At 63.5% G+C, this 25,196-nt stretch carries 21 protein-coding genes; 10 read left to right on the top strand and 11 right to left on the bottom strand.

Features of this window, described 5'->3' with window-relative positions; translation table 11 throughout:
- Positions 1-76 precede the first annotated feature (76 nt).
- Together dnaK and grpE are read right to left on the bottom strand one after the other, a co-directional pair.
- Positions 77-1,993 (bottom strand): molecular chaperone DnaK, encoded by a 1,917-nt coding sequence (gene dnaK, locus PVE35_RS04465; protein ID WP_277373925.1) that lies wholly within the window; start codon positions 1,991-1,993, stop codon positions 77-79.
- Between the two features lie 99 nt (positions 1,994-2,092).
- On the bottom strand, positions 2,093-2,662 hold the full coding sequence (gene grpE, locus PVE35_RS04460; RefSeq protein WP_277373924.1) for a nucleotide exchange factor GrpE: 570 nt from the start codon (positions 2,660-2,662) through the stop codon (positions 2,093-2,095).
- 158 nt (positions 2,663-2,820) lie between these two features.
- Between grpE and recN the strand changes: the two genes are divergently transcribed.
- The gene (gene recN, locus PVE35_RS04455) at positions 2,821-4,497 is read left to right on the top strand and encodes a DNA repair protein RecN (RefSeq protein ID WP_277373923.1); all 1,677 of its coding nucleotides are present in this window, start codon (positions 2,821-2,823) and stop codon (positions 4,495-4,497) included.
- An 83-nt stretch (positions 4,498-4,580) separates the two neighbouring features.
- Here the strand turns inward: recN and fur are convergent, their stop codons facing one another.
- Positions 4,581-4,985 (bottom strand): ferric iron uptake transcriptional regulator, encoded by a 405-nt coding sequence (fur, locus tag PVE35_RS04450; RefSeq protein WP_268181587.1) that lies wholly within the window; start codon positions 4,983-4,985, stop codon positions 4,581-4,583.
- Between the two features lie 95 nt (positions 4,986-5,080).
- On the opposite strand from fur, the gene PVE35_RS04445 reads away from it, so the two are divergent.
- Positions 5,081-5,593 carry an outer membrane protein assembly factor BamE gene (locus PVE35_RS04445; RefSeq protein ID WP_268181585.1) on the top strand — a complete coding sequence of 171 codons (513 nt, stop codon included), beginning with the start codon at positions 5,081-5,083 and terminating at the stop codon, positions 5,591-5,593.
- Between the two features lie 61 nt (positions 5,594-5,654).
- Here the strand turns inward: PVE35_RS04445 and PVE35_RS04440 are convergent, their stop codons facing one another.
- The 3 genes from PVE35_RS04440 to PVE35_RS04430 are packed head-to-tail and all read right to left on the bottom strand — an operon-like array spanning position 5,655 to position 7,811.
- Positions 5,655-5,975 (bottom strand): RnfH family protein, encoded by a 321-nt coding sequence (locus PVE35_RS04440; protein WP_268181583.1) that lies wholly within the window; start codon positions 5,973-5,975, stop codon positions 5,655-5,657.
- A complete protein-coding gene (locus tag PVE35_RS04435) occupies positions 5,968-6,402 on the bottom strand; it encodes a type II toxin-antitoxin system RatA family toxin (protein ID WP_268181581.1) in 435 nt (144 codons plus the stop codon). The genes PVE35_RS04440 and PVE35_RS04435 overlap by 8 nt, the downstream gene beginning before the upstream one ends.
- Positions 6,403-6,407: 5 nt before the next feature.
- Positions 6,408-7,811, bottom strand: a complete 1,404-nt coding sequence (locus tag PVE35_RS04430; RefSeq protein ID WP_277373922.1) for a sodium-dependent transporter — start codon at positions 7,809-7,811, stop codon at positions 6,408-6,410.
- A 135-nt stretch (positions 7,812-7,946) separates the two neighbouring features.
- Here PVE35_RS04430 and smpB point away from each other — a divergent pair, with 135 nt between their 5' ends.
- Entirely contained in the window at positions 7,947-8,429 is a 483-nt protein-coding gene (gene smpB / locus PVE35_RS04425; RefSeq protein ID WP_268181579.1) for an SsrA-binding protein SmpB, read from the top strand.
- A gap of 91 nt (positions 8,430-8,520) precedes the next feature.
- Here the strand turns inward: smpB and PVE35_RS04420 are convergent, their stop codons facing one another.
- Complete coding sequence (locus PVE35_RS04420; RefSeq protein ID WP_268181577.1) at positions 8,521-9,288, bottom strand: FCD domain-containing protein; 768 nt, start codon at positions 9,286-9,288, stop codon at positions 8,521-8,523.
- Positions 9,289-9,583: 295 nt separating this feature from the next.
- Between PVE35_RS04420 and PVE35_RS04415 the strand changes: the two genes are divergently transcribed.
- The 3 genes from PVE35_RS04415 (at position 9,584) to dld (ending at position 14,224) form a co-directional block, all read left to right on the top strand.
- Positions 9,584-11,278 carry an L-lactate permease gene (locus PVE35_RS04415; protein WP_277373921.1) on the top strand — a complete coding sequence of 565 codons (1,695 nt, stop codon included), beginning with the start codon at positions 9,584-9,586 and terminating at the stop codon, positions 11,276-11,278.
- Positions 11,279-11,361: 83 nt separating this feature from the next.
- Positions 11,362-12,501 (top strand): FMN-dependent L-lactate dehydrogenase LldD, encoded by a 1,140-nt coding sequence (gene lldD, locus PVE35_RS04410; protein ID WP_277373920.1) that lies wholly within the window; start codon positions 11,362-11,364, stop codon positions 12,499-12,501.
- A gap of 4 nt (positions 12,502-12,505) precedes the next feature.
- Positions 12,506-14,224, top strand: coding sequence for a D-lactate dehydrogenase (dld, locus tag PVE35_RS04405; protein WP_277373919.1), 1,719 nt, complete (start codon positions 12,506-12,508; stop codon positions 14,222-14,224).
- Between the two features lie 219 nt (positions 14,225-14,443).
- Here dld and clpB read toward each other — a convergent pair whose 3' ends face one another.
- Together clpB and PVE35_RS04395 are read right to left on the bottom strand one after the other, a co-directional pair.
- Positions 14,444-17,008: an ATP-dependent chaperone ClpB gene (gene clpB, locus PVE35_RS04400; RefSeq protein WP_268181568.1), complete on the bottom strand. Its 2,565-nt coding sequence runs from the start codon at positions 17,006-17,008 to the stop codon at positions 14,444-14,446.
- A 187-nt stretch (positions 17,009-17,195) separates the two neighbouring features.
- Positions 17,196-17,681, bottom strand: a complete 486-nt coding sequence (locus PVE35_RS04395; protein ID WP_268181566.1) for a glutathione peroxidase — start codon at positions 17,679-17,681, stop codon at positions 17,196-17,198.
- Between PVE35_RS04395 and PVE35_RS04390 the strand changes: the two genes are divergently transcribed.
- On the top strand, positions 17,680-17,838 hold the full coding sequence (locus PVE35_RS04390) for a hypothetical protein (protein WP_268181564.1): 159 nt from the start codon (positions 17,680-17,682) through the stop codon (positions 17,836-17,838). The genes PVE35_RS04395 and PVE35_RS04390 overlap by 2 nt on opposite strands.
- Here the strand turns inward: PVE35_RS04390 and PVE35_RS04385 are convergent.
- Complete coding sequence (locus tag PVE35_RS04385) at positions 17,832-18,317, bottom strand: peptidylprolyl isomerase (RefSeq protein WP_268181563.1); 486 nt, start codon at positions 18,315-18,317, stop codon at positions 17,832-17,834. The genes PVE35_RS04390 and PVE35_RS04385 overlap by 7 nt on opposite strands.
- A gap of 284 nt (positions 18,318-18,601) precedes the next feature.
- Here PVE35_RS04385 and PVE35_RS04380 point away from each other — a divergent pair, with 284 nt between their 5' ends.
- The 3 genes from PVE35_RS04380 (at position 18,602) to PVE35_RS04370 (ending at position 23,019) form a co-directional block, all read left to right on the top strand.
- Positions 18,602-19,786, top strand: a complete 1,185-nt coding sequence (locus tag PVE35_RS04380) for an acetate kinase (protein ID WP_268181561.1) — start codon at positions 18,602-18,604, stop codon at positions 19,784-19,786.
- 9 nt (positions 19,787-19,795) lie between these two features.
- Positions 19,796-21,889: a phosphate acetyltransferase gene (gene pta, locus PVE35_RS04375; RefSeq protein ID WP_268181560.1), complete on the top strand. Its 2,094-nt coding sequence runs from the start codon at positions 19,796-19,798 to the stop codon at positions 21,887-21,889.
- A 233-nt stretch (positions 21,890-22,122) separates the two neighbouring features.
- Positions 22,123-23,019, top strand: a complete 897-nt coding sequence (locus PVE35_RS04370) for an acyltransferase (RefSeq protein WP_268181559.1) — start codon at positions 22,123-22,125, stop codon at positions 23,017-23,019.
- A 57-nt stretch (positions 23,020-23,076) separates the two neighbouring features.
- Here the strand turns inward: PVE35_RS04370 and PVE35_RS04365 are convergent, their stop codons facing one another.
- On the bottom strand, positions 23,077-25,194 hold the full coding sequence (locus tag PVE35_RS04365) for an EAL domain-containing protein (RefSeq protein ID WP_268181558.1): 2,118 nt from the start codon (positions 25,192-25,194) through the stop codon (positions 23,077-23,079).
- Between the last annotated feature and the right edge of the window lie 2 nt (positions 25,195-25,196).

The raw sequence follows: 25,196 nt of genomic DNA, 5'->3' as shown, positions 1-25,196 counted from the left end.
GCTCCCGCGCGGCGAATCCTGCCCGCCGCGGACGACGGGTCGGAGCGAAAGAAGGCGCGGCGCGAGGCCGCTGACCTTACTTGTTCTCCTTGACCTCTTCGAATTCGGCGTCGACTACGTCGTCGCCGGCATCCTTGGCATCGGCAGCATCCGCCTGGGCAGCACCACCTTGCGGCTGCTCGGCATACATCTTCTGCGCCAGCGGCGTGGTGGCCTCGGACAGGGCGTTCATCTTGGCTTCGATGGCGGCCTTGTCGTCACCCTTGATGGCCACTTCCAGCTCGCCGATGGCCTTCTCGATAGCGGCCTTCTCGTCGGCAGTGGCCTTGTCGCCCGCTTCGGTGATCATCTTGCGGGTGGCATGCACCAGTTGGTCGCCCTGGTTACGCGCAGTGGCCAGCTCCTCGAACTTGCGGTCTTCCTCGGCATTGGCCTCGGCGTCACGCACCATGCGCTCGATCTCCTCGTCGGACAGACCAGAGTTGGCCTTGATGACGATGGACTGCTGCTTGCCGGTGGCCTTGTCCTTGGCGGACACGTGCAGGATGCCGTTGGCGTCGATGTCGAAGGTCACCTCGATCTGCGGCACGCCACGCGGAGCCGGCGGAATCTCGGCCAGGTCGAACTTGCCCAGGGACTTGTTCTGCACGGCCTGCTTGCGCTCACCCTGCAGCACGTGAATGGTCACAGCGCTCTGGTTGTCGTCGGCGGTGGAGAACACTTGCGACTTCTTGGTCGGGATGGTGGTGTTCTTCTCGATCAACGGGGTCATCACGCCGCCCATGGTTTCGATACCCAGGGTCAGCGGGGAGACGTCCAGCAGCAGCACGTCCTTGACGTCACCGGCCAGCACGGCGCCCTGAATGGCAGCACCCATGGCCACTGCTTCGTCCGGGTTGACGTCCTTGCGCGGCTCCTTGCCGAAGAACTCGGCAACGGTCTTCTGCACCAGCGGCATGCGGGTCTGACCACCGACCAGGATCACGTCGTCGATCTTGCCGACGTCGATGCCGGCGTCCTTCAGCGCGGTGCGGCACGGCTCGATGGTGCGCTGCACCAGATCCTCGACCAGCGACTCCAGCTTGGAGCGGGAAATCTTCACGTTCAGGTGTTTCGGGCCAGTCGAGTCTGCCGTGATGTACGGCAGGTTGACGTCGGTCTGCTGGCTCGAGGACAGCTCGATCTTGGCCTTCTCGGCGGCTTCCTTGAGGCGCTGCATGGCCAGCGGGTCGCCCTTGAGGTTCATGCCGGTTTCTTTCTTGAACTCGTCGACGAGGTAGTCGATCAGGCGGATGTCGAAGTCCTCACCACCGAGGAAGGTGTCACCGTTGGTAGCCAGTACCTCGAACTGGTGCTCGCCGTCGACTTCGGCAATCTCGATCACCGACACGTCGAAGGTACCACCGCCCAGGTCATAGACGATCACGGTGTGGTCGCCCTTGGCCTTGTCCATGCCATAGGCCAGCGCAGCCGCGGTCGGCTCGTTGATGATGCGCTTGACGTCGAGGCCGGCGATGCGACCGGCGTCTTTGGTGGCCTGACGCTGACTGTCGTTGAAGTAGGCCGGAACGGTGATCACCGCTTCGGTCACCGGCTCGCCCAGGTAGTCCTCGGCGGTTTTCTTCATCTTCTTCAGCACTTCGGCGCTGATCTGCGGCGGTGCCATCTTCTGGCCGTTGACTTCGACCCAGGCGTCACCGTTATCGGCCTTGGCGATCTTGTACGGCACCAGGCCGATGTCTTTCTGCACCACGTCCTCGTCGAAACGACGGCCGATCAGACGCTTCACCGCGTACAGGGTGTTGTGCGGGTTGGTCACTGCCTGACGCTTGGCGGACTGGCCAACCAAGATTTCGCCATCGTTGGCGTAAGCAATGATGGACGGCGTGGTGCGAGCGCCTTCGGCGTTCTCCAGCACCTTGACGTTGCCGTTTTCCAGAATGGAGACGCAGGAGTTGGTAGTCCCCAGGTCGATACCGATGATTTTGCCCATGAATGTTCTCCCGAAACTTTGATTTTCCCGTCGCCTCGTTTCGCAGGCGCCGGTAGCACTAAAACGCTTGACTCAGAGATGGGGTCGCCCCCGGATATTTCAAGCCTGCTCGTCAATGGACGGCGGCGGCGTGGTCGGTGCCTTGCTGACCACGACCATGGCCGGGCGCAACAGACGACCATTGAGCAGATAGCCCTTCTGGAACACCTTGAGCACGGAATTCGGCTCGACCTTGGTGCTCTCTTCCATCGCCATCGCCTGGTGATGCTCCGGGTTGAACGGCTCACCGTGCGGGTCGAGCGCCTCCAGCGAATGCCGGGCCAGGGTGTCGATGAACAGCTTGAGGGTCAGTTGCATGCCCTCGCGCACGGCCTTGAGCGCTTCGTCGTTCGGGCTGGACAACTCCAGACCACGCTCCAGGCTGTCGACCACCGGCAGCAGGTCGTTGGCGAACTTTTCCAGGGCGAACTTGTGCGCCTTCTCCACGTCCTGCTCGGCGCGACGACGCACGTTCTGCAGCTCGGCCGCCATGCGCAACGACTGATCCTGCGCCGCTGCTAGCTGCTCTTCCAGGGCCTGCACGCGAGCCGCCAGATCATCGCTCGACGCGGCATTCTCGGCCGCCTGCGCCTCGGGGTTCTGCGTATCCAGGTTCTGTTCGTCAGCCATGCCTCTCTCCTCTCGAATGAATCGGCGCGGATCCGAACCGCGCACCTGCCGCCTATATGGAGCCAATTCCACAGCTTTCAAGGGGCGATAAAGGAGGATTGTCAGCACGAGAAAAAACACTGTATAAATAACCAGACATCAATTCGGGAGCGTTCGCCATGCTGGTGCACCTGTCCATCCACAACTACGCCATCGTCGACCATCTGGACCTCGAGCTGGACGCCGGCATGAGCGCCATCAGCGGCGAAACCGGTGCTGGTAAATCGATCATGCTCGACGCCCTCGGCCTGTGCCTGGGTGACCGCGCCGACAGCGCCGTGGTGCGCCCCGGCGCGGACAAGGCGGACATCCTCGCCAGCTTCGACCTGGCCGACATCCCCGAAGCCCGCGCCTGGCTTGCCGAGCGCGACCTGGACAACGACGGCCCGTGCATCCTGCGCCGGGTGATCACCGCCGAGGGCCGCTCACGCGGCTACATCAACGGCAGCCCCTGCCCGCAAGCCGACCTCAAGGCCCTTGGCGAACTGATCATCGACATCCACAGCCAGCACGAACACCAATCGCTGCTCAAGAGTGACACTCACCGCCGCCTGCTCGACGATTACGCCGGCAGTCAGGAACTGGCGCGCCAGGTGCAGCTCGCCGCGCAACGCTGGAAGCAGACGCGCAACGAGCTGGAACGCATCTCTAGCCAGAGTGACGAACAACGCGCCCGCCACCAGTTGCTCAGCTACCAGCTCGAAGAACTGGAGAACCTTGCCCTTGGTGAGAACGAGCTGGAACAGCTCGAGCAGCAGCACAAGGCCCTGAGCAATGCCGAAGCCCTGCTCGGCGCCTGCCGTCAGGTACTCGACCTGTGCAGCGAGAGCGACGCCGGCAACGTGCTCTCGGCGCTCACCGCCAGCCTCAACCGCCTCGGCACCTTCGCCGGACAGGGCGGTGCCTTGGGCGAAGCGAGCAACCTGCTGGCCAACGCACAGATTCAGGTCGAGGAAGCCGTGGGTGAGCTGAACCGCTTCGTCGACCACTTCGATGCCGACCCGCAGCGCCAGCAGTTTCTCGAAGAACGCCTGGACACCATCTATACCCTGGCGCGCAAGCACCGCATCCAACCCACTGAACTGGCCGCCCTGCAGCAGCAACTGTTCGAGGAGCTGGAAAGCCTCAATGCCGACGACGAAGCCGGCGAGCGCCTGGCCGAAGAACTGGCCGCCTATGAACGTCACTATCAGGAAAAGGCCACCGAACTCAGCGCCCTGCGCAGCAACGCGGCCGAACGCCTGGCTACGGCCGTGCAAGAGGAGATGCAGACGCTGGGCATGCCTGGCGGGCGTTTCAGCATCCAGCTACAACCCCTGGACGGTGCCGAACCCAACGGCAATGGCCTGGAGGCCGTAGAGTTCCTGGTCAGCGCCAACCCGGGGCAGCCGCTGCGCGGTCTGGCCAAGGTGGCCTCGGGCGGCGAACTGTCGCGCATCAGCCTGGCGATCCAGGTGATTACCGCACAGACCTCACGCGTGCCGACCCTGGTATTCGACGAAGTGGACGTGGGCATCGGCGGCCCCACCGCCGAAGTGGTCGGGCAACTGCTGCGCCGCCTGGGCGAGCGCGGCCAGGTGCTGTGCGTCACCCACCTGCCGCAAGTGGCCGCCCAGGGGCATCAGCACCTGTTCGTGCACAAGCAGCGCGGCGTCGATGCCACCTCAACCGCCGTGAGCAAGCTGGACGAGAACGGCCGCGTCGAGGAAATCGCCCGCATGCTCGGCGGCGTCGACCTGACCGAGGAATCCCTGGCCCATGCGCGCAAGATGGTCACCAGCGCCCAGGCCGCCTGAAACGACATGGCACGAATGCAATCCGGATCATGACAAAGCAAAAAGGCGACCCGCAGGTCGCCTTTTTCGTTGCAGCAAGAGCATCAGCTCTTCTTGCGCACGTAAAGCACCAGATTGTGATCGACCAGCTCGAAGCCGTGTTCCTTGACGATCTCCTTCTGGCGCTTCTCGATCTCGGAATCGAAGAACTCGATCACCTCGCCGGAATCGACGCAGACCATGTGGTCGTGATGACCGCTGTCGGCCAGCTCGAATACCGCATGACCGCCATCGAAGTTGTGGCGCACGACCAGACCGGCGGCCTCGAACTGGGTCAGCACGCGGTAGACGGTGGCCAGACCGACATCCTCACCCGCCTCCATTAGCGCCTTGTAAACATCTTCTGCGCTCATGTGGCGATACTCGGCATTATCGAGCATCTGCAGGATTTTGACTCGTGGCAGAGTCACTTTCAGTCCAGCTTTGCGCAGTTCGTTATTTTCAACCATGGTCTGCTTTCTCGTAGGGGCTGCTTTCGCAGCCTCCCTTAATACGGGTATGATCCGGGGTTCAAGATGCCCAAGATAGTGGAAGTCACCCTCCGATGCAAAAAACCAAGCTCTTGCTGACCAGCCTGTCACTGACCGGGCTCTTCGCACTCGCCGGTTGTTCATTCCCCGGGGTTTACAAGATCGACATTCAACAGGGCAATGTCGTGACGCAGGACATGATAGACCAGCTACGCCCAGGAATGACCCGGCGCCAAGTGCGGTTTATCATGGGCAATCCGCTGATCACCGATACCTTCCACGCTGATCGCTGGGATTACCTGTACAGCATCCAGCCAGGCGGCGGCGAGCGTCAGCAGGAACGCGTCAGCCTGGCGTTCGACGGCAACGACCAGCTCATCGGCCTTGCGGGTGACTTCATGCCCGGTGTCAGCCGTGACCAGGCCATCATGGGCGCTGGCAGCGACACCAGCACCGCTCAACCCGCCAAACCAAAGGACGAGCCTGCCGCCCCAGGCTCGCTGCTGGAGCAGATCCAGCGCGAGGTGGATCAGGTGGAAACCGTGCCGGTACCGACGCCAGAACCGCTGGATACCGACGCGCAGTAACAGGCGGACACGAAAAGGCCCGGAAGCGATTCCGGGCTTTTTGCATCTGCGCCTGCAAAGCTCAGGCTGACTCTTCGCCCTCTTCCTTGGCCTTGGCCCTGGCCGCACGCTGTTTGCGCACCTCCTTGGGATCGGCAATCAGCGGCCGGTAGATTTCCACCCGCTCACCCTCTTCCAATACGCGCTCTTCCGGCTTGGCCACGGCCTTGCCGAAAATCCCCAGCGGCGCCTGTTGCAGATCCAGCTCGGGAAAATACTGCTGCATGCCGGAGCGCAGAGCCGCCTCACGCACAGTAGTGCCGAGCGGCACTGACAGGCGCAGCAAGCGTTGCCTGTCAGCCAGAGCGTAGACCACTTCGATGGCGATGCTGCGGCTATCCATAGAGTTGCTTGGCTCGCTGACAGAAAGCGTCCACCAGGGTGTTGGCCGCCTGATTGAACAGAGGGCCGAGGGTAGCGCGTACCAACGGCCCAGCATAGTCGAAGGTCAGATCGAGACTGATCTTGCAGGCCTTGTCACCCAGCGCCTTGAATTCCCAGACGCCATTGAGAGCGGAGAACGGACCTTCTTCCAGATTCATCTCGATCCGCTGCCCCGGCACCAGCGCGTTGCGCGTGACGAAACGCTGGCTGATGCTGCCCTTGGCCACGTCCAGGCTGGCACGCATGTGCGTCTCGCTGACCTCCAGCACCTGGCTGCCGGAGCACCAGGGTAGGAACTGCGGATAGCTGGCCACATCGTTGACCAGATCGAACAGCGCCTGTGCCGGATAAGGCAGCAACGCCGAGCGTTGAATACGGGTGGTCATAGCGGTTACTTCCACAACTCGACGGCAAACACCACGAGGATGCCTGCCGGCGCCAAATAGCGCATCAGGAAAAAAGCCAGGGAGAACAGACGCGGGTTGCGCATGGCCAACTCATCACGCACGGCGTCACGCCCCATCACCCAGCCAGCGAAGATAACGAAGCACAGGCAGCCAAGCGGCAACATCAGGCGCGAAGTCAGAAAATCGATCACGCCGAAGAAATCCAGCCCACCACTGGCCCCCCATTGATAGAGCTGAAAGCCTTGCGGGCCGTTGACGAAGAACTTCGCATCCTTCCAGATATTGAAGGAAAACACCGTCCCCAGCCCCACGAACCAGCAGAGAAAAGCCAGGAACGCGGTGATCAGCGCACGGCTACGCCGCGTACGCTCGACCAGATAGGCCACCATTGGCTCCAGCATGGAGATCGCGGAGGTCCAGGCCGCCAGCAGTACCAAGATGAAGAACACCACGCCCATCAGTTGCCCCAGCGTGACGTTGCCGAATGCCAGCGGCAGGGTGACGAACATCAGTCCGGGCCCTTCGCCCGGATCGAGCCCGGCGGAGAACACGATGGGAAACAGGGCAAGGCCGGCGAGCAGGGAAACCAGGGTATCCATGAGCGCGACGATCATCACCGTGCCGCCAATCGAGACCTGCTTGGGCATGTAGGCGCCGTACACCATGATGGATCCGACCCCCACACTGAGGGAGAAGAACGCATGCCCCATGGCAGGCAGCAGACCATCGGCCAGACGCTCCGGCTCGAAGGAGAACATGAAACGCACAGCCTCCATGAAATGACCGCTATTGAGGGCATAGCCCAGCAACACCAGCAGCAACACGAACAACAGCGGCATCAGAATCCGCAGGCAGCGCTCCAGACCGGCGATTACCCCCCTGGCGATGACCCATGCCGACAGCAGCAGGAACAGGCTATGCCAGAGGATCATCCACCATGGATCGCTGATCAGGGCGCCGAACAGGGAACCAGCCCTTTCACCCGTCACCCCCTGAAAGTCACCGCGCCCCATCCCCAGGATGTAATCCAGCGACCAGCCGCCCACCACGCTATAGAAAGACAGAATCAGAAGAGCCGTGACCATGCCGGCAAAGGCAACCCAAGACCAGCGTGGCGAACGACCTGCCTCGCTGGCCAACTGGCGCAGGGCATTGGCCGGACTTTGTCGCGCACGACGACCGATCAGCGTTTCCGCCAGCATCACCGGCACACCGACCAGCACGATGAACACCAGAAACATCAGGACGAAAGCTCCGCCACCGTAGACACCGGTCATGTACGGGAACTTCCAGATACTGCCCAGGCCGACAGCAGAACCAATCGCCGCCATGATGAACACCCAGCGACTGGCCCATGCGCCGTGAATCGAGACTTTGTCGTTTGCCATCAGAGGCCATACCCATACTGCGGGAAAAAAGATCGCGCATTGTCGAAGATTCACCGTATGGGCTCAAGCGCGCCTCGCAACCGAGCATGCGGCCCCATGGCGCAGGCGCGGGCGACTCCCTATAATGCGCGCCCTATGGCTAAGCAAAAGAAACACCCTCAAGGCACCATCGCGCTGAACAAGAAGGCGCTGCATGATTATTTCGTCGAACAGAAGTTCGAGGCGGGCCTCGCCCTGGCCGGCTGGGAAGTGAAGAGCCTGCGCGCCGGCAAGGCGCAGCTAGTCGACAGCTACGTGTTGCTCAAGGACGACGAGGCCTGGTTGATGGGCGCGCATATCAGCCCGCTGAAAACCGCCAGCACCCACGTGATCGCCGACCCGACCCGCACCCGCAAGCTGCTGCTGAACAAGCGCGAGCTGGAGAAGCTGTTCGGCTCCGTGCAGCAGAAGGGCTACACCGCCGTCGCACTGTCGCTGTACTGGAAGCAGCACCTGGTCAAATGCGAAATTGCCCTGGCCAAGGGCAAGAAGGACTTCGACAAGCGCCACGTCGAGAAAGAGCGCGACGCCGACCGCGAAGTCCAGCGCGCCATGCGCAGCAAGGGCAAGGAAGACTAGGGAGCAGCTTCAAGCTGCAAGCCAAAAGCTTCAAGCCAAAAGCAACGCAAGCTCTTACTTGCAGCTTGTGGCTTGCAGCTTGCCGCTCGCCTTATATCCCCAAGCGCCTCTGCGCACGCGCCACGCGCTGGGCTTCGAGCTGCACTTCCGAGAGCACTTCCTGCACGTAGTCGATATGCCGATTCGATAGCTCGCGCGCGTCTTCCGCACGGCCTTCGAGGATGGCTTCGTAGAGTGCGCGGTGCTGGCTGATGAGCATGTCGCGAGTTTCCTCGCGCTGGGCGTACATGCCGCCGATGTTGGTCACCACGTTGCGTTTGAGCAGGTCGAACAGGCCCCGGATGGTGTGCAGCAGCACGGCATTGTGACTGGCCTCGGCAATCGCCAGATGGAAACGGGCATCAGCAGCCCCTTCTTCGGCGCGCGTCACCTTGCCCTTGCGGTTATAGCAATCCTGCAACGCCTCGAAGGCCTCGCTCAGGCGTTGCCGGTCGAGGTCGGTGGCCCGTCTGGCAGCGTAATAGGCGCAGGAACCTTCCAGGGTGTGGCGAAACTCCAGCAGGTCGCGCTGGGCGTCTTCCTTGCTTTCCAGCAGTTGCAGCAGCGGGTCGCTGAAGGTCGCGCCGATGCTTTCGGCCACATAGTTGCCACCGCCCTGGCGGCTGACCAGCAACCCTTTGGCCACCAGCTTCTGGATCGCCTCGCGCAGCGACGGGCGGGATACGCCGAACTGCTCGGCCAGGGCACGCTCGGCCGGCAGCCGCTCGCCAGCACGCAAGGTGCCTTCGAGAATCATGGTTTCCAGTTGCGCGACGATGTCATCCGATAGACGCCGCTGGCGCACCTGCCCTACTTCCATCCCAAGCCTCTCCAATGGTTTGACCAGGCCCCAAGACCCTGTCGCGCAAGCCTATAGCGCAGCTCTCCGACGAACAAGTCGGCGCCCTACGACCAAAGTCTTAACTTCTCGATTTGACAGAAAATTGGCCAACTTTTAACCTGAGCCCGCAACTTTGTAAATTGGTATTACCAATTTAACCGACAAGAACAACAATCCATCGAGGTCACGCCATGACAGCCCAAGACGCTGCAAGCCTGTTCGATCACGCCTCATCCCTGCCGCGCCAGCCGCGCGCTCGTGCGGAGTAAAGCCAATGTCCAATGGAATTCTCGCCCTGCTGGCGTTCTCACCGATCCTGCTGGCCGCCATTCTGCTGATCGGTCTGCGTTGGCCGGCCAAGCGCGCCATGCCCCTGGTTTACCTGGTCACCGCAGCCGTCGGTCTGTTCGCCTGGGACATGACCCTCAACCGCGTTCTGGCCTCGACCCTGCAAGGCCTGCTGATCACCCTCGGCCTGCTGTGGATCATCTTCGGCGCCATCCTGCTGCTGAACACTCTCAAGCACTCCGGTGGCATCACCGCCATTCGCGCCGGTTTCGCCACCATCAGCCCGGATCGCCGTATCCAGGCCATCATCATCGCCTGGCTGTTCGGCTGCTTCATCGAAGGCGCCTCAGGCTTCGGCACACCAGCGGCCATCGCCGCACCGCTGCTGGTGGCCGTCGGTTTCCCGGCCATGGCTGCCGTGCTTCTAGGCATGCTGGTGCAGAGCACGCCGGTGTCCTTCGGCGCCGTCGGCACGCCGATCATCGTCGGCATCAACACCGGTCTGGACACCGCCACCATCGGTGCGCAACTGGTGGAGCAAGGTTCGTCCTGGGCGCAGTTCCTGCAACTGATCACCAGTGAAGTGGCGATCATCCACGCCACCGTCGGTGTGGTCATGCCGACCATCATGGCGATGATGCTGACACGCTTCTTCGGTCAGGAGAAAAGCTGGAAAGCCGGCCTGGAAGTACTGCCGTTCGCGATTTTCGCTGGCCTGGCCTTCGTCGTGCCCTATGTGCTCACCGGCGTGTTCCTCGGCCCGGAATTCCCCTCGCTGCTGGGCGGCCTGATCGGTCTGGCCATCGTCACCAGCGCTGCACGTGTCGGGTTCCTAGTGCCGAAGAAGACCTGGGATTTCGCCCCGGCCAACGAATGGCCGAGCGAGTGGCTGGGCAGCGTCGAGATGAAACTGGACGAACTGACCGCCAAACCCATGAGCGCCCTGCGTGCCTGGCTGCCCTACGTGCTGGTCGGCGCGCTGTTGGTGATCAGCCGCGTATTCCCCGATGTAGGCAATGCGCTGAAGGCCGTGGTGGTGAACTTCCCCGACCTGCTGGGCGAAACCGGCGTCAGCGCCAACTTCCAGCCGTTGTACCTGCCGGGCGGTATCCTGGTCGCCGTGGTGCTGGCCACCTTCTTCCTGCATGGCATGAAGGCGCGCGAACTGGGCAGGGCGGTGAAGGAATCCTCCAGCGTGCTGCTCAGCGCCGGCTTCGTGCTGCTGTTCACCGTGCCGATGGTGCGCATCCTGATCAACTCCGGGGTCAACGGCGCCGAGCTGGCCAGCATGCCGATTCTCATGGCGCGCTGGGTAGCCGACAGCGTCGGCGGCATCTATCCGCTGCTGGCGCCGAGCATCGGCGCCCTGGGCGCCTTCATCGCTGGCTCCAACACCGTCAGCAACATGATGTTCAGCCAGTTCCAATTCGGTGTGGCCAGCAGCCTGGGCATCTCCAGCGCGCTGATCGTCGCGGTGCAGGCCGTTGGCGCAGCGGCCGGTAACATGGTGGCGATCCACAACGTGGTGGCAGCTTCGGCGACCGTCGGCTTGCTCGGCCGCGAGGGCAGTACGCTGCGCAAGACCATCTGGCCGACCCTCTACTACGTGCTGCTCACCGGCATCATCGCCATGATTGCGACCTACGTGCTGGGCGTCAGCGATCCGCTGATGGCCCGCTGATCGCCTGGTAACCCCCGCCCCGACTCCGTCGGGGCGTCTGTCGTCAGGCTAGGCTTTCTCTTTTCAAGCAACAGGATGACTCCATGATCATTTCTGCCTCCACCGACTACCGTGCCGCCGCCCAGCGCAAGCTGCCGCCGTTCCTGTTCCACTACGCCGACGGTGGCGCCTACGCCGAGCACACCCTGCGCCGCAACGTCGCCGACCTGTCGAACATCGAGCTGCGCCAGCGCGTGCTGAAGAACATGTCCGAGCTGGATCTGTCCACCGAGCTGTTCGGCGAGAAGATGTCCATGCCCGTGGGTCTGGCCCCGGTGGGCCTGACCGGTATGTACGCGCGCCGTGGTGAGGTGCAGGCAGCCAAGGCCGCAGCGGCCAAGGGCATCCCCTTCACCCTGTCCACCGTCTCGGTGTGCCCCGTCGAGGAAGTCGCGCCGGCCATCGACCGGCCAATGTGGTTCCAGCTCTACGTGCTGAAAGATCGCGGCTTCATGAAGAACGCCCTGGAGCGGGCCAAGGCCGCCGGTTGCTCGACACTGGTGTTCACCGTCGACATGCCCGTACCCGGCGCGCGCTACCGCGACGCCCACTCCGGCATGAGCGGCCCGAACGGGCCGCTGCGCCGCGTGCTGCAGGCCATGACCCACCCGCAGTGGGCCTGGGACGTCGGGGTGATGGGCAAGCCGCATGATCTCGGCAACATCTCCGCCTACCGTGGCAACCCCACCGGCCTGGCCGACTACATCGGCTGGCTGGGCGACAATTTCGACCCGTCGATTTCCTGGAAGGATCTCGAGTGGATCCGTGACTTCTGGGACGGCCCCATGGTGATCAAGGGCATCCTCGACCCGGAAGACGCTCGTGATGCGGTGAGCTTCGGCGCCGACGGCATCATCGTCTCCAACCACGGCGGGCGTCAGCTCGACGGCGTGCTGTCCAGCGCCCGCGCCCTGCCGGCCATCGCCGACGCAGTCAAGGGCGAGCTGAAGATTCTCGCCGACTCCGGCATCCGTACCGGCCTGGACGTGGTGCGCATGCTCGCCCTCGGTGCCGACACCGTGCTGCTCGGCCGCGCCTTCATCTACGCGCTGGCAGTCGCCGGTGGGGCTGGCGTGAGCAACCTGCTGGATCTGATCGAGAAGGAAATGCGCGTGGCCATGGTGCTGACCGGCGCCAAGTCCATCGGCGAAATCACCTCGGATCTGCTGGTCAAGGAGCGTTGAGCCCATGAATGCTGCAGTCGCCACTCCCGTTAGCCGTGACGCCCTGCTGACGCAGATGCGCCAGATCGTCGGAGCCAGCCACGTGCTGACCGACGAACAAGCCACGCGGCGCTTCCGCAAGGGCCACCGCACGGGCGAAGGCCATGTGCTGGCGGTGGTACGCCCCGGCTCGCTGCTGGAACAGTGGCGCATCCTGCAGGCGGCGGTAGCAGCCGACCGCATCGTCATCATGCAGGCGGCCAATACCGGCCTGACCGGCGGCTCGACGCCCGATGGCGAGGACTACGACCGCGAGATCGTGCTGATCAGCACCCTGCGCATCACCGGCGTGCAACTGATCAACGATGGTGAGCAGGTGGTGTGCCTGCCCGGCGCCACCCTGGATCGCCTGGAACAGGCGCTGGCACCGCTGAACCGCGAACCGCATTCGGTGATCGGCTCGTCCTGCATCGGCGCCTCGGTGCTCGGCGGCATCTGCAACAACTCCGGTGGCGCCCTGGTGCGCCGTGGCCCGGCCTACACCGAGCTGGCGCTGTATGCACAGGTGAAGGACGACGGCTCGCTGGAGCTGGTCAATCACCTGGGGATCGACCTGGGCGACAGCCCCGAGGAAATCCTCACCCGCCTGCAGAATGGTGACTACACGCCGCAGCAGGTACGCAACGAGGACACCGCCAAGGCCTCCGATGCCCGCTACGGCGAGCATGTGCGCGATGTCGATGCCGATACCCCGGCGCGCTTCAACGCCGACCCGTCGCGCCTGTTCGAGGCCTCCGGCTCGGCCGGCAAGCTGTGCCTGTTCGCCGTGCGCCTGGACACCTTCCCGAAAGAGCCGAGCACGGTGTTCTACATCGGCAGCAACGACCCGCACGATCTGACCGAAGTGCGCCGCCACCTGCTGGCCAAGCTGCCGCGCCTGCCAATTGCCGGCGAGTACATCCACCGCACCGCCTTCGACATTGGCGAGAAATACGGCAAGGACACCTTCCTGGTGATCGACAAGTTCGGCACCTCTAAGGTGCCGGCCGCCTTCGCCATGAAGAGCCGGGTCGACGGCTTCTTCGAGCGTTTCGGCCTGCGCGGGGTGACCGACAAGGTGATCCAGGCGCTGATGAACCTGCTGCCCAGCCACCTGCCGGCGCGCATGCGCGAGTACCGTGACCGTTTCGAGCATCACCTGCTGGTGCGCGTCTCCAACGACACGCTGGAACAGACCCGCAGCTTCCTCAGCGAATACTTCAGCGACAGCGCCAGCGGCGCCTACTTCGAATGCGACGCCAATGAGGGACGCAAAGCCTTCCTGCATCGCTTCGCCATCGCCGGCGCGGCCATTCGCTACCGCGAGGCACACCGCAGCAGCGTCGAGGACATCCTCGCCCTGGACATCGCCCTGCGCCGCAACGACCGCGACTGGGTCGAGACGCTGCCGCAGGAGATGGAAGAGCAGATCATCCACAAGCTCTACTACGGGCACTTCTTCTGCCATGTGTTCCATCAGGACTACATCGTCAAGAAGGGTAATGACCCGCTCGCCATGGAACATGCCATGTGGAAGCTGCTGGACGCGCGCCGCGCCGAGTACCCGGCCGAGCACAACGTCGGCCACCTGTACGTGGCCAAGCCGGCGCTGGCCGGTTTCTACCGCGAGCTCGACCCGACCAACACCTTCAACCCCGGCATCGGTCATACCTCGAAGAAGAAGCATTGGGGTGGTTGTTGCTGAGGGGCAAGCCCAGTCTCCCCTCTCCCGCTTGCGGGAGAGGGGTCGGGGGAGAGGGCTTATCCGGTAACGCTAGAGTCGCCTGAACCACCCTCTCCCCAACCCTCTCCCATAAATGGGAGAGGGAGCAGGCCGTGCATATCCCGTAGCCCGGATGTAATCCAGGCTACAAAAGACAAGGCCCGCCGAATTGGCGGGCCTTGGTGTTTACGCAACACGCGATCAGGCGAAGACGATCTCCTCGCCCTCCACCTTGGCCTTGACCTGCGCACCCGGCGCGAAATCGCCAGCCAGGATGCGCTGCGCCAGCGGGTTCTCGATCCAGCGCTGGATCGCGCGCTTGAGCGGGCGCGCGCCGTATACCGGGTCGTAACCGACGGCGATCAGCTTGTCGAGCGCCTCCGGCGTCAGCTCCAGGCTGAGCTCGCGCTCGGCCAGGCGGCCACGCAGGCGCCCTAGCTGGATCTCGGCGATGCCGGCGATCTGCTCACGGCCCAGCGGCTCGAACACCACCACCTCGTCGATACGGTTGATGAACTCGGGACGGAAGTGGCTGCTCACCGCGTCCATCACAGCCGCGCGCTGCGCTTCCTTGTCGCCGACCAGCTCCTGGATCTGCGCGGAGCCGAGGTTGGAAGTCATCACGATCACCGTGTTCTTGAAGTCCACGGTACGGCCATGGCTGTCGGTCAGGCGACCGTCTTCCAGAACCTGCAGCAGCACGTTGAACACGTCCGGGTGAGCCTTCTCCACCTCGTCCATCAACACCACCGAATACGGCTTGCGACGCACGGCCTCGGTCAGGTAGCCGCCCTCTTCATAGCCGACATAGCCGGGCGGCGCACCAATCAGGCGGGCGACGCTGTGCTTCTCCATGAACTCGGACATGTCGATGCGCACCAGCGCTTCCTCGGTGTCGAAGAGGAACTCGGCCAGCGCCTTGCACAGCTCGGTCTTGCCCACCCCGGTCGGGCCGAGGAAGAGGAAGGAGCCGCTCGGCCGGTTGGGGTCAGCCAGGCCGGCACGGGAACGGCGCACGGCATTGGCCACGGCCACCACCGCTTCATCCTGACCGATCACCCGCTGGTGCAGCAGACCTTCCATCTTCAGCAGTTTTTCGCGCTCGCCTTCGAGCATCTTGCTCACCGGGATGCCGGTCCACTTGGACACCACCTCGGCGATTTCTTCGTCCGTGACCTTGTTGCGCAGTAGCTGATTCTCGCTCTTGCCGTGCTGGTCGACCATCTGCAGGCTGCGCTCCAAATCCGGGATGATGCCGTACTGCAACTCGGCCATGCGGTTGAGGTCGCCCTTGCGCCGCGCCGCTTCCAGCTCTGTCTTGGCCTGCTCGATGCGTTGCTGGATCTGCGCCGAACCCTGCACCTCGGCCTTTTCCGACTTCCAGATTTCGTCGAGGTCGGCGTATTCCTTCTCCAGCTTGGCGATGTCTTCCTCCAGCTTGACCAGGCGTTTCTTGGTCGCCTCGTCGTCTTCCTTCTTCAGTGCCTCGCGCTCGATCTTGAGCTGGATCAGGCGGCGATCCAGGCGATCCAGCTCCTCGGGCTTGGAGTCGATCTCCATGCGGATGCGGCTAGCGGCCTCGTCGATCAGGTCGATGGCCTTGTCCGGTAACTGACGGTCGGTGATGTAGCGATGGCTGAGCTTGGCCGCCGCGATGATCGCACCATCGGTGATGGTCACGCCGTGGTGCACCTCGTAGCGTTCCTTGAGGCCACGCAGGATGGCGATGGTGTCTTCCTCGCTCGGCTCGTCCACCAGCACCTTCTGGAAGCGACGTTCCAGCGCCGCGTCCTTCTCGATGAACTGACGGTACTCGTCCAGCGTGGTGGCACCGACGCAGTGCAGCTCGCCACGGGCCAGGGCCGGCTTGAGCATATTGCCGGCATCCATGGCGCCTTCGCCCTTGCCGGCGCCGACCATGGTATGCAGTTCGTCGATGAACAGGATGATGCGCCCTTCCTGCTTGGACAGCTCGTTGAGTACGGCCTTCAGGCGCTCCTCGAACTCGCCACGGAACTTGGCGCCGGCGATCAGCGAGCCCATGTCCAGCGACAGCAGGCGCTTGTCCTTGAGGCCGTCGGGCACCTCGCCGTTGACGATACGCTGAGCCAGGCCTTCGGCGATGGCGGTCTTGCCCACACCAGGCTCGCCGATCAGCACCGGGTTGTTCTTGGTACGCCGCTGCAGCACCTGGATGGTGCGGCGAATTTCGTCGTCACGGCCGATCACCGGATCGAGCTTGCCGTCCTCGGCGCGCTTGGTCAGGTCGACGGTGTACTTGTCCAGCGCCTGGCGCGACTCCTCGACGTTGGGGTCATTCACCGCCTGGCCGCCGCGCAGGTTGGCGATGGCGTTTTCCAGGGCCTTCTTCGACACGCCCTGGCCGAGCAGCAGCTTGCCCAGCTTGGTGTTCTCGTCCATAGCGGCGAGCAGCACCAGTTCGCTGGAAATGAACTGGTCGCCCTTCTGCTGCGCCAGGCGGTCGGCCTGGTTGAGCAGACGCGCCAGATCCTGCGACAGGTTGATGTCGCCGGTGGGGTTCTGCAGCTTGCCGAGCTGATCCAGCTCGCGGGTCAGGCCCTGGCGCAGGCTGTTGATGTCGAAGCCCACCTGCATCAGCAGCGGTTTGATGGAGCCGCCCTGTTGTTCAAGCAGCGCCTGCATCAGGTGCAGCGGCTCGATGGCGGCATGATCCATGCCCACCGCCAGGGATTGGGCGTCGGAGAGTGCAAGTTGCAACTTGCTGGTCAAACGGTCGATACGCATAAATGTCCTTCCTCCAGGAGAGCGAGCCGGGACAACATCCCCGAAAAAAGATGCTCGCTGAGATGCAGACTAGATAAGGACGATTACGCCGTATTCAAGATCGGGCGACTTGATCCAGGTCAGTCACACCCCAACCTCGCCAACGCCCCCCCAATGGGCAGGCGATTGGCGAGAGACTGGCCGCTTCTCAAAGACCAAGGGCTTTCTCGATGGCCTGGATCAATGCCGGGTCGTCCGGCGTGGTACGTGGCGAGAAGCGCGCCAGCACGCGGCCATCCTGGCCCACCAGGAACTTCTCGAAATTCCAGGTGATGTCACCTGGGAATTCGGCGCCTTCACCGGCCAACAGGCGATACAGCGGATGACGCCCCGGGCCGTTGACTTCCAGCTTGCTGCCCAGCGGGAAGGTCACGCCGTAATTGAGACTGCAGAATGAGCGGATTTCCTCCTCACTGCCTGGCTCCTGACCAGCGAACTGGTTACAGGGCAGGCCCAGCACGGTAAAGCCGTTGCCCTTGTACTGTTGATAGAGCTTCTCCAGCCCGGCGTACTGGGGGGTCAGACCGCATTTGGAGGCGACATTGACCACCAGCACCACCTGGCCCTTGTAAGGCGCCAGCGGCAGATCCTGGCCGTCCAGCGCACGCAGATTGAGATCGTGAAAGGCACTCATGACGAACGTCCTCGGCGAATCCAGTGCAGCAGGGCAAGCTACCCTGCCAGTTGCGATGCATGAAAAAGGCGCCCTGAGGCGCCTTGATCGCATGATTGAGCTTAGCAGCGGTTTCCTCGCAAAGGACGACCGCAAGTCGCTTCGGCTCGATCAGTGATGGTGACCACCTTCACCATGGATGTGGCCATGAGCCACTTCTTCCTGGCTGGCGTCACGTACATTGACGACCTTGACCTGGAAGTTCAGACGCTGACCAGCGAGCGGGTGGTTGCCGTCGACGGTGACGTCGTCGCCATCGATGTCGCGGATGGTGACGATTTGCATGCTGCCGTCCGGGCCGGAGGCATGGAACTGCATGCCGACTTCCAGCTCGTCGACACCCTCGAACATGGCGCGGCTCAGGGTCGCGACCAGCTCGGCGCTGTATTCGCCGTAGGCTTCTTCGGGTTCGACGGAGACCTGCACTTCGTCACCGGCCTGCTTGCCGACCAGGGCCTTCTCCAGGCCGACGATGATGTTGCCGGCACCATGCAGGTAAACCAGCGGTGCGCCGCCAGCGGAGCTGTCGATCACCTCGCCAGCATCGTTGGTCAGGGTGTAATCGATGGAGACGGCCTTGTTGGCGGCGATCAGCATGGGGAGACCTTTTGCGAAAGAGGAATGAATGATCAAGTCTAACCAAGGCCGGCCGTGATTGCGACCCGACCCCTGACAAATGGACTGTGTGTATCGTTGATTTTCGTCAGGGCGAGCATGGCGGCTGGCTGGCAGTCTTATCTTGTGGCCATATTCAGTCTGTACGCCACCGACCACCCTGGCAGAATCGGCCCTGGCTACGCATTCCCAGTTGCTCCAGGCCCTCATTCGCCCATGGCCGATGCGCCAGGGATCGGTCGCACGAAGAATCCAAGGAAGCTCACATGTCGGCACGCAACATTCTGGTCATCAACTGCGGCAGTTCCTCGATCAAGTTCGCCCTGGTCAACGAAGCGCAAGAAGCTTTCATCCTCAGCGGCCTGGCCGAACGCCTGGGCAGCCCGGAAGCGGTGCTGCACTGGCAACGAGGCGAGCACCAGGACAGCCTGGTGCTGCCAGGCGCCGATCATCGCCTGGCGCTGTCGCATCTGCTGCCCATCGTGCAGCAGGCCGCTGCCGGTGAGCTGCACGGCATCGGCCACCGCGTGGTGCATGGTGGCGAACATTTCGCCAGCGCCAGCCGCCTGGATGCCGCCAGCCTGCAAGCCATTCGTCAGGTCGCGCCCCTGGCGCCCCTGCACAACCCGGCCAACCTGCAGGGCATCGAAGCGGCGATGAAGCTGTTCCCGACGCTTACGCAGGTCGCCGTGTTCGATACCGCCTTCCACCAGAGCTTGCCCGAGCACGCCTATCGCTACGCCGTACCCGAAGCGCTGTACCGCGAGCATGGCGTGCGACGCTATGGCTTCCACGGCACCAGCCATCGCTATGTCAGCCAAAAGGCCGCACAGATGAGCGGCCTGGCGTTCGAGACCAGCAGTTGGCTGGTGGCGCACCTGGGTAACGGCAGTTCCACCTGCGCGGTGGAGAATGGCCAGAGCCGCGATACCAGCATGGGCCTGACGCCACTGGAAGGCTTGGTGATGGGCACGCGCAGCGGCGACGTCGACCCCAACCTGCACAGCCATCTGGCCCGCACCCTGGGCTGGAACCTGGAGCGCATCGACAGCATGCTCAACAAGGACAGCGGCCTGCTCGGCTTGTCCGGCCTGTCCAACGACATGCGCACACTGGAGCAGGCCCGCGAACGGGGCCACGCTGGCGCCACCCTGGCCATCGAGGTGTTCTGCTACCGCCTGGCCAAGTCGCTGGCGGCGATGAGTTGTGCGCTACGCCGTCTGGATGGCCTGGTCTTCACCGGCGGCATCGGCGAGAACTCGGCGCTGGTTCGCCGCAAGACGCTCGATCACCTCGGCCTGCTCGGCCTGCAACTCGATGCCGAGGCCAATGCGCGCTGCGTACGCGGCGTCGCCGGTGCCATCCATTACGCCGGTTCCCCGCGCGTGCTGGTGGTGCCCACCAACGAAGAGCGGCAGATTGCCCTCGACACCCTTGCCCTGCTCGACTGAGGCTTTTTCATGCATACCTTCTTCATCGCCCCCACCGGCTTCGGTGTCGGCCTTACCTCCATCAGCCTCGGCCTGGTCGGTGCGCTGGAACGCAGCGGCCTCAAGGTCGGTTTCCTCAAGCCCATCGCCCAGCCGCATGCCGGCGACCTCGGCCCGGAACGTTCCAGCGAACTGATCTCGCGCACCCACGGCCTCAATTCGCCCAGGCCGCTGCCACTGAGCCATGTCGAACGCATGCTCGGTGACGGACACCTGGATGAACTGCTGGAAGAGATCATCAGCCTCTATCAGCAGGCCGCTGCCGACAAGGACGTGGTGATAGTCGAAGGCATGGTGCCGACCCGCCATGCCAGTTACGCCGCACGGGTCAACTTCCACCTGGCCAAGAGCCTGGATGCCGACGTGATCCTGGTCAGCGCACCGGAGGACGAGAGCCTCAGCGAACTGTGCGACCGTATCGAGATCCAGGCCCAGCAGTTCGGCGGCCCCAAGGATCCCAAGATGCTCGGCGTGATCCTCAACAAGGTGCGCAGCAAGGACGGCATCGACGCCTTCACCGAACGTCTGGAGGAAACCTCCCCCCTGCTCAAGAGCGAGAGCTTCCGCCTGCTCGGCTGCATTCCCTGGCAGGACGAACTCAACGCGCCGCGTACCAAGGACGTCGCCGAACTGCTCGGTGCACGCATCCTCAACGCCGGCGATTACGAACAGCGACGCATGATGAAGATCGTGCTCTGCGCCCGCGCCGTGGCCAACAGCGTGCAACTGCTCAAGCCAGGCACCCTGGTGGTTACGCCAGGTGACCGTGACGACATCATCCTCTCCGCCTGCCTGGCGGCGATGAACGGCGTGCCCCTGGCCGGCCTGCTGCTGTGCAGCGACTTCGCCCCCGATCCGCGCATCATGGAACTGTGCCAGGCTGCCCTGGCCAACGGCCTGCCGGTGATGACGGTGAGCACCGGCTCCTACGACACCGCCACCAACCTCAACCGTATGAACAAGGAAATCCCGGTGGATGACCGCGAGCGGGCGGAGAAGGTTTCCGACTTCGTCGCCAGCCATATCGACCATGACTGGCTGAGCGCCCGTTGCGGCACGCCGCATGATCTGCGTCTGTCGCCGCCGGCCTTCCGCTACCAGTTGGTGCAGCGGGCCAAGGCCGCGGCCAAACGCATCGTCCTGCCCGAGGGCAGCGAACCGCGTACCGTGCAGGCGGCCGCCATCTGCCAGGCGCGTGGCATCGCCCGCTGCGTGCTGCTGGCCAAGCCGGAAGAGGTGCAGGCCGTGGCCCGTGCGCAAGGCATCGAACTGCCCGAAGGCCTGGAAATCCTCGACCCGGATCTGATCCGTCAGCGCTATATCGAGCCCATGGTGGAACTGCGCAAGGGCAAGGGCCTCAATGCCCCCATGGCCGAAGCGCAACTGGAAGACACCGTGGTGCTGGGCACCATGATGCTGGCTCTGGACGAGGTGGACGGCCTGGTCTCCGGCGCCATCCACACCACCGCCAACACCATCCGCCCGGCCCTGCAACTGATCAAGACCGCACCGGGCTACAACCTGGTGTCCTCGGTGTTCTTCATGCTGTTGCCGGATCAGGTACTGGTCTATGGCGACTGCGCGGTGAACCCGGATCCGAGCGCCGAGCAACTGGCGGAAATCGCCCTGCAGAGCGCCGACTCGGCGCAGGCCTTCGGCATCGAGCCGCGGGTAGCCATGCTCAGCTACTCCACCGGCGATTCCGGCAGCGGCGAGGAAGTGGAGAAGGTGCGCGCGGCCACCCGCCTGGCCCGGCAGAAACGCCCGGAGCTGCTGCTCGATGGCCCGCTACAATACGATGCCGCAGCGATCGACAGCGTCGGCCGGCAGAAGGCACCGAACAGCCCGGTGGCCGGGCGCGCCACGGTGTTCGTGTTCCCCGATCTGAACACCGGCAACACCACTTACAAGGCGGTGCAGCGCAGCGCCGACTGCATCAGCGTCGGCCCCATGCTGCAGGGCCTGCGCAAGCCGGTGAACGACCTGTCGCGTGGGGCGCTGGTGGACGACATCGTCTTCACCATCGCCCTGACCGCGATCCAGGCGGCCAATCCGCCGAGCTGAAGCGGCCGTAGGGTGCGCCATGCGCACCAGAGGAAGCGCGCTTGTTTCACGGTGCGCACGGCGCACCCTACGGCGCGATACCAGGTGGTCACACCTGGCACTTGCAGGTCAGTGCACAATCGTTAACCTTGCCGCTCGAAACGGCTCGCAGCAGGGACTGCCGCAGCGTCTGAAACCCTAGGGGGTAGTCTGGAACACCCCCAGCATGCGCCACCCTTGGAGACATTCGCCCGATGCTGCACTTCCTGCCTGCCCCGCTGCGCGGCCTGATCGCCGGCCTGATGCTGGCCCTCAACACCCTGTTCTGGTGTTGGCCGCTGTTCTTCATCGCCCTGCTCAAACTGCTGCTGCCCTTCGCTCCGGTGCAGCGTGCGCTGCGTTTCGTGATGCATGGCATCGCCGAGAGCTGGATCGGCGTGAACAAGTTCTGGATGCGCCTGGTCGGTCGTATCGAGTGGCAGGTAAAGGGCTTGGAGCGTTTCGACACGCAACACTCCTACCTGGTCACCAGTAACCACCAGAGCTGGGTGGACATTCTGGTGCTGCAATACCTGCTCAACCGACGCATGCCACTGCTCAAGTTCTTCCTCAAGCAGGAGCTGATCTGGGTGCCGGTGATCGGCCTGTGCTGGTGGGCGTTGGAGTTCCCCTTCATGAAGCGCTTCAGCAAGGAATACCTGGCCAAGCATCCAGAAAAGCGCGGCCAGGACCTGGCCACCACACGCAAGGCCTGCGCGCGCTACAAGACCAACCCGGTGGCGGTGTTCAACTTCCTCGAAGGCACCCGCCTGACTCCGGCCAAGCATGCCCAGCAGCAGTCACCGTTCAAGCATCTGCTCAAGCCCAAGGCTGGCGGTATCGCCTTCGTGCTCGATGCCATGGGTGAGCAATTGCATGCCATCGTCAACGTGACCATCCACTACCCGCACGGCATACCCGGTTTCTGGGATCTGCTCTGCGGCCGCCTGGACGCGGTGCAGGTCAACTTCAGGCAGGTGGACATTCCACGCGAGTTCATCGGCCATAACTACGATCAGGACGAGGAATACCGCCAGCGCTTCCAGCTATGGGTCAACCAGCTATGGCAAGAAAAGGATGCGGAGCTGGACGCGCTCAAGCAGCAGGCATAGGCGATAGACCTGGAGGCATCCGGGCTACGGCTCGGAAGGCCTCGGTAGCTAGCGGCCTCAATCAGGCCGCGGCAAAGGGAGCCGCGCCCAGTCCAGTTGCGCCGGCACCTGCAGTGCGGCATCGGCGGCGATGCCAGGTGCCACCAGAAACCCCTGCATGACACCGCAATGATGGGCAACCAGCCAGTCACGCTGCTCCTGGGTTTCCACCCCTTCGGCAATCACCTCCAGGCCCAGATTCTGGCTCAGATCGATGATGGTGCTGACCACGGCGGCATCGCGGGGTGAATCGAGCATGTTGGCGATGAACAGACGGTCGATCTTCAGCGTATCCAGCTCGAAGTGGCGCAGATAGGCCAGGGATGAATAGCCGGTACCGAAATCGTCGATGGCGATTCTCACGCCCAGTTCGCGCAGGTGGCGCAGTTGCGCCTGGGTGCGCTCCAGATCCTGCATCAACGCACTCTCGGTGACTTCCACCTCCAGTTGGCTGGGATGCAGGCAATGGGTCTCGAGCACCTGCTGCAGATCGCTGACCAGATGCGGCATGCCGAACTGCACCGGGCTGACGTTGATGCTCAGCACCAGCTCCTCGCCGAAGCGCTGCCTGAAATCGGCGAGCTGCCTGGCACCCTCGCGGAAGATCCACGGCCCCAGACGATTGATGAGCTGGGTCTCCTCCAATAGCGGGATGAAGACATTCGGCGCCACCGTGCCGGCCACCCGGTGCTGCCAGCGCAACAGCGCCTCGAAACCACGCAGCCGGCCTGTCGCCATGTGGTACTGGGGCTGATAGACCAGCCTGAAATCATCGTTCTCGATGGCATGCCGCAGGCTTTCCTCGAGCAACAGGCGCGAACGCGCACGGCCATTCATCTCCGGCGAGAAGAAGCGATACTGCTGGCGCCCGGCACGCTTGGCCTCGTACATGGCCATATCGGCTGCACGCAGCAGGCCCTCGACGCTCTGCCCACATTCGGGGAAGCAGGCGATGCCGACACTGGCGCCCAGGGTGAAATCCACCCCCGCCATGCGATGCCTGACGGAAATCATCTCGATCAGTTTCTCTGCCACCTTGGCGGCGTCCTCGGGGTGGCTGAGGTTGTCCAGCAAGGCGGTGAACTCGTCACCGCCGATACGCGCCAGGCTGTCGTAAGGGCGCAAGCAGGACTTGAGCTGCTCGCCGACACGCCGCAGTAGCTGGTCACCGGCCGCATGCCCCAGGGAGTCGTTAATGCGTTTGAAACCGTCCAGATCCAGATAGAGTACGGCCACCCGTTGACCACTGCGTTCGATCCGCGCCAAGGCCGACTCCAGGGCCTGGTGGAACCCCCGGCGGTTGAGCAGGCCGGTCAGCGAATCGGTCACCGCCTGCGACTCGAGCTGCGCGTGCAGGTTGCGCACCACCGACATGTCCAGCGCGATGATCACCATGGCGTGCTGTGAGCGTGGCAGCGGCGAGCAGGACAAGGCCACCGGCAGCAGCCCACCCTTGAAGGTACGCAGCATGGCCTCGTGCTCGCGATAGGTCTCATCACGCTTGAAGTGCTGGTAGAACTCCGAGTGCAGCCATCCCCCGCTGGTCGAAGGCGCTCTCAGGAAGGACATGAAGTCACTGCCCTCCAGATCCCCCACCTCGCCGTCGAGCATCTGCGCCATGGCTGGGTTGGCGAACTGGATTCGCCCATCCTGGCCCACCACCATGATGCCTTCGGCGGCATTGTCCAGCACCGAGGCATTGAAGGCGCGGGCACGATCGAGTTGCTGGGTCAGCTGCAACAGATCGCTGCGATTGCGTTCGTGCTCCAGCAGGCTGTGGATCTTGTGCCGCAGCATGGTCGGGTCGAAGGGTTTGAGCAGAAAATCCACTGCCCCGCTGCTGTAGCCACGCAGCACGGCATCCTGCGTCTGAGCGATGGCGGAAACGAAGATGATGGGCGTCAGGCGGGTGCGGGGGTTGCCGCGCATCAGGCGAGCCACCTCGAAGCCATCCATGCCGGGCATCTGCACGTCGAGCAGCACCAGGCCCACGTCCTCCTCGAGCAGGCAGCGCAACGCCTGCTCCCCCGAACTCACGCAGCGCAACTGCCACTCACCCTCTTCCAGCAGGGCACGCATGGCCTCGAGGTTCTCCTCGCGGTCGTCCACCACCAACAGGGTCTGCCTGTCAGCCATGG

Origin of the sequence: Pseudomonas sp. AA-38 (assembly GCF_029457475.1) — a bacterium.
In the GTDB taxonomy this organism is placed as follows: domain Bacteria; phylum Pseudomonadota; class Gammaproteobacteria; order Pseudomonadales; family Pseudomonadaceae; genus Aquipseudomonas.
This window is presented reverse-complemented; position numbering and strand designations above follow the sequence as displayed.

Coding starts and splice junctions, on each gene's coding strand:
- dnaK (WP_277373925.1), bottom strand. CDS start 1,993: ATGGGCAAAATCATCGGTATCGACCTGGGGACTACCAACTCCTGCGTC.
- grpE (WP_277373924.1), bottom strand. CDS start 2,662: ATGGCTGACGAACAGAACCTGGATACGCAGAACCCCGAGGCGCAGGCG.
- recN (WP_277373923.1), top strand. CDS start 2,821: ATGCTGGTGCACCTGTCCATCCACAACTACGCCATCGTCGACCATCTG.
- fur (WP_268181587.1), bottom strand. CDS start 4,985: ATGGTTGAAAATAACGAACTGCGCAAAGCTGGACTGAAAGTGACTCTG.
- PVE35_RS04445 (WP_268181585.1), top strand. CDS start 5,081: ATGCAAAAAACCAAGCTCTTGCTGACCAGCCTGTCACTGACCGGGCTC.
- PVE35_RS04440 (WP_268181583.1), bottom strand. CDS start 5,975: ATGGATAGCCGCAGCATCGCCATCGAAGTGGTCTACGCTCTGGCTGAC.
- PVE35_RS04435 (WP_268181581.1), bottom strand. CDS start 6,402: ATGACCACCCGTATTCAACGCTCGGCGTTGCTGCCTTATCCGGCACAG.
- PVE35_RS04430 (WP_277373922.1), bottom strand. CDS start 7,811: ATGGCAAACGACAAAGTCTCGATTCACGGCGCATGGGCCAGTCGCTGG.
- smpB (WP_268181579.1), top strand. CDS start 7,947: ATGGCTAAGCAAAAGAAACACCCTCAAGGCACCATCGCGCTGAACAAG.
- PVE35_RS04420 (WP_268181577.1), bottom strand. CDS start 9,288: ATGGAAGTAGGGCAGGTGCGCCAGCGGCGTCTATCGGATGACATCGTC.
- PVE35_RS04415 (WP_277373921.1), top strand. CDS start 9,584: ATGTCCAATGGAATTCTCGCCCTGCTGGCGTTCTCACCGATCCTGCTG.
- lldD (WP_277373920.1), top strand. CDS start 11,362: ATGATCATTTCTGCCTCCACCGACTACCGTGCCGCCGCCCAGCGCAAG.
- dld (WP_277373919.1), top strand. CDS start 12,506: ATGAATGCTGCAGTCGCCACTCCCGTTAGCCGTGACGCCCTGCTGACG.
- clpB (WP_268181568.1), bottom strand. CDS start 17,008: ATGCGTATCGACCGTTTGACCAGCAAGTTGCAACTTGCACTCTCCGAC.
- PVE35_RS04390 (WP_268181564.1), top strand. CDS start 17,680: ATGACGAACGTCCTCGGCGAATCCAGTGCAGCAGGGCAAGCTACCCTG.
- PVE35_RS04395 (WP_268181566.1), bottom strand. CDS start 17,681: ATGAGTGCCTTTCACGATCTCAATCTGCGTGCGCTGGACGGCCAGGAT.
- PVE35_RS04385 (WP_268181563.1), bottom strand. CDS start 18,317: ATGCTGATCGCCGCCAACAAGGCCGTCTCCATCGATTACACCCTGACC.
- PVE35_RS04380 (WP_268181561.1), top strand. CDS start 18,602: ATGTCGGCACGCAACATTCTGGTCATCAACTGCGGCAGTTCCTCGATC.
- pta (WP_268181560.1), top strand. CDS start 19,796: ATGCATACCTTCTTCATCGCCCCCACCGGCTTCGGTGTCGGCCTTACC.
- PVE35_RS04370 (WP_268181559.1), top strand. CDS start 22,123: ATGCTGCACTTCCTGCCTGCCCCGCTGCGCGGCCTGATCGCCGGCCTG.
- PVE35_RS04365 (WP_268181558.1), bottom strand. CDS start 25,194: ATGGCTGACAGGCAGACCCTGTTGGTGGTGGACGACCGCGAGGAGAAC.